This window comes from Streptomyces sp. NPDC054840 (genome assembly GCF_053611065.1).
This window is the reverse complement of the sequence record NZ_JBSGZP010000888.1, coordinates 1-2449: the sequence shown is the minus strand read 5'-3', so window position 1 is coordinate 2449 and position 2449 is coordinate 1. Positions and strand designations below refer to the sequence as shown.

The following is a 2449-nucleotide window of genomic DNA, read 5'->3' as shown; positions in this document are numbered from 1 at the left end:
GACCTGGGGAGGCCGGCCACCGGGGCCTTCGTATGTCTGCTAGCTGCTGGCTGTCAGCTGTCAGCGGTCAGATATCTGCTGTCTGCTGTCCGGGGACGGCTCAGTACCAGTGGTTGGCGGACCAGAAGTTCCAGGCGCCGACCGGGCTGCCGTAGCGGTCGTTCATGTAGTCCAGGCCCCACTTGATCTGGGTGGCGGGGTTGGTCTTCCAGTCCGCGCCGGCGGAGGCCATCTTCGAGGCGGGCAGGGCCTGGGCCAGGCCGTACGCGCCGGAGGAGGGGTTGGTCGCGGTGTGGTTCCAGCCGCTCTCGTGGGAGATGATCTTGTCGAAGGCAGCGAACTGGGCCGGGTCCTTGATCATCTGCTGCGCGATCGCCTTGGCACTCGCCGGGGCCGCCTGGGCGGGGACCGTGGCGAGCATGGAACCGGCGACACCGAGGGCGACGACGGTGCCCGCGAGGGCCTTCTTGGAGGCGGCGATGCGGCGGATGACGGTGTGGGACACGGATTGACCTTCCGACGGGGACAAGGGCGGTCGCACGCATGCCGAGGACATGCGTGAGCCACTCACGCAGAGGAGAGGGGTTCGTCGGCGGCGGGCGAAGTACCGGAGTACCCCTGCCGCCTTGCGACTCATCCAGTTCTACAGACGCCCCGACGCCCTGGCAAAGCTCCCTCTTACTAAGGGACCTCGCAGCGGGGCGTCCGCCGACCCCCCTCGCAGGGGCCGGTCCAACGGCTCCGGGGCCTACTAACCGCGTTCGTATGTGATCCAGGTCCTATGGGGCGGGTCACCGGGGAAGGCCCCGGATGTCACCCTCCGCTGCCGTTCGTACCCCTTTCGAGGGCGGGTTCGTATTCGGTTCCGGCCCCCGGATCGAAGGAGACGGGGGCGTCGAAGGCAGCCTTTCGGGTCGCCCGGCGCAGCGCCTTCAGCAGGGTCGCCCCGAGCGTGAGGGTGAGGACGACCGTCAGCACGGCCCGGCCCAGGTCCCAGCCCACCGAGGTCGCCAGGCAGTACGCGGCGAACCGCACCATATTGGCGGCCACCGGCTCCCCCGGATGGAAGGAGATGCCCTGCCCCATCCCCTGCAGCAGCACCCAGCCCTGCAGATTCATGACCGTGCCGTACGCGAACGAGCCCGCGCAGCCGTACGCGGCCAGCATCAGCAGCTCTGTACGCCCCCGGATCCGCTCCGCGCCCGGCAGCAGCCCCGCGCCTAGGGCGAACCAGCCCATCGCCAGCATCTGGAACGGCATCCACGGCCCGACCCCGCCGGTCAGCAGGGCGGAGGCGAACATCGTCACCGAGCCCAGCACGAAGCCGAAGCCGGGGCCGAGGACACGCCCGCTCAGGACGAGCAGGAAGAACATCGGCTCCAGCCCTGCCGTGCCCGCGCCCAGCGGTCTCAGCGCCGCCCCGACGGCGGCGAGCACACCGAGCATCGCCACCGCCTTGGCGTCCATGCCGTTGTCGGCGATCGTCGCCACGACGACCCCCACGAGGAGGGGGAGCAGCGCGGCGAAGAGCCAGGGGGCGTCCTGGGAGTGGGCGAGGCCCGACTGCCGGTCGGCGAGCAGCGGCCAGCCGAAGGCCGCGATGCCGATGAACGTGACGAGGACCAGGGCGACGGCGGCCCGGGGGCCGATACGCACGGGGCGGGCGGGGCGGGCACGGCCTACGGAGCCGGCGGGGCGGCTCATGGGGTGGCCTCCGCCGCGTCCAGGGCTTCCGCGACCTGGCGCACGGTGAGCCAGGGGTCAGGGGCCAGGACCTTCGCCACCTGCGGCGCGAAAGCGGGCGAGGAGACGACGACCTCGGCGGTCGGACCGTCCGCGACGACCTCCCCGCCGGCCAGGATCACCACGCGGTGGGCCAGCTCGGCGGCCAGCTCCACGTCATGGGTGGCCAGGACGATGGCGTGGCCGTCGGCGGCCAAGCCGCGCAGGATCTCGATCAGGCGGACCTTGGCGGCGTAGTCCAGGCCACGGGTGGGCTCGTCGAGGAGCAGCAGGGCGGGGCGGCCGGTGAGGACCAGCGCCAGGGCGAGGGCCAGGCGCTGGCCCTCGGAGAGATCACGCGGGTGGATGTCGTCGGCGATGTCCGGCAGCAGCGCGGAGACGAGGTCCCGGCAGGTGCCGGGGGATGCGGCGGCGTCGGAGTCGGCGGCGGCGCACTCGGCGGCGACCGTGTCGGCGTAGAGCAGGTCGCGGGGCTCCTGCGGGACGAGGCCGACGCGGCGCACCATCTCGCGCGGTGGCGTGCGGTGGGGGGTGCGACCGCCGACGGTCACCTCGCCGGTGGTGGGGGTGACCGTACCGACGAGGGTGGAGAGGAGGGTGGACTTGCCGGCGCCGTTGCGGCCCATGAGGGCGATGGTTTCGCCGGGGGCCACGGTGAGGGTGATGCCGTGCAGGGCCTGGACGCGGCCGCGGCGGACGGTGACCC

At 72.3% G+C, this 2449-nt stretch carries 3 protein-coding genes; all 3 read right to left on the bottom strand.

The window, feature by feature from the left end:
* Window positions 1-100: 100 nt before the first annotated feature.
* The gene (locus tag ACWGIU_RS35545) at window positions 101-505 is read right to left on the bottom strand and encodes an aggregation-promoting factor C-terminal-like domain-containing protein (protein WP_453712221.1); all 405 of its coding nucleotides are present in this window, start codon (window positions 503-505) and stop codon (window positions 101-103) included.
* Window positions 506-813: 308 nt separating this feature from the next.
* Entirely contained in the window at window positions 814-1704 is an 891-nt protein-coding gene (locus ACWGIU_RS35540) for an ECF transporter S component (RefSeq protein WP_453712220.1), read from the bottom strand.
* The coding region (locus ACWGIU_RS35535) for an energy-coupling factor ABC transporter ATP-binding protein (protein WP_453712219.1) at window positions 1701-2449 on the bottom strand (749 nt) is incomplete at its 5' end. The genes ACWGIU_RS35535 and ACWGIU_RS35540, both read right to left, overlap by 4 nt.

Excerpts from the sequence above, each read along its gene's own strand:
- ACWGIU_RS35540 (WP_453712220.1), bottom strand. The coding sequence starts at position 1,704 with ATGAGCCGCCCCGCCGGCTCCGTAGGCCGTGCCCGCCCCGCCCGCCCC.